The following is a 708-nucleotide window of genomic DNA, read 5'->3' as shown; positions in this document are numbered from 1 at the left end:
ATACTCATTTCAGGCGGTCACATCGGTGTCAGCGCCCACTGACGCACGGAGGCTTAGTGATGCAAAAATCACGGCACTCTTCATGTCGCCACTGAGTGGCAAGCCCATACCCTGCCGCGCTTCACTGAATGCTGAGGAGGCAAAATAATTCCCCGCACCCTACAGCGTCCGTCCCCGGCCGGGCACAGCCATCCCGGAAAGCCATCGATCATCATCAACCTGCACATTCACCGGCAGTCCGGCGTCATAGCAGGCCTGGTACCACTCCCCTACCTGACAGGCATTCCCGCTCAGCCATGCCTGTCCGCTGTTTTCACTGAACAGCGCCAGACTGACAGTGCCGTCTGTCCGGATAACAAACGCGGCCCGGCTGGCGGCATAAGGCCGGCCCCTGATGTCCACTTCAATGTCTCGCATCCCTTTCCGCTCGGGACGAAAGGGCAATATCCGGCTGCCTGCCTTTCGCTGCAGGTCGCGCTCTGCCGCCGTCAGCGACGTCGCCAGGGCACGCCCGTCCCCGGTTAGCGCAATGAATACCCGTCGGCTGGAATTTCTCTGCGTGCGGATTAATCCGGCGGACTCCAACAGTTCACAGGAATAATAAATGCTACTATTTCTGAGTGACTTCTGAATATATCTTATCGGGGAAAGTCCCGAAAAATGACGTTCGACTGACAGAATAAAAATAAGAACTTTCTTTTGGAGATT

1 protein-coding gene is annotated in these 708 nt (G+C 56.1%); it reads right to left on the bottom strand.

The window, feature by feature from the left end:
• Positions 1-159: 159 nt before the first annotated feature.
• Positions 160-417: a hypothetical protein gene (locus CNE01S_RS25450; protein ID WP_138089323.1), complete on the bottom strand. Its 258-nt coding sequence runs from the start codon at positions 415-417 to the stop codon at positions 160-162.
• Positions 418-708: the final 291 nt, after the last annotated feature.

Origin of the sequence: Cedecea neteri NBRC 105707 = ATCC 33855 (assembly GCF_001571265.1) — a bacterium.
Taxonomy (GTDB): domain Bacteria; phylum Pseudomonadota; class Gammaproteobacteria; order Enterobacterales; family Enterobacteriaceae; genus Cedecea; species Cedecea neteri.
This window is presented reverse-complemented; position numbering and strand designations above follow the sequence as displayed.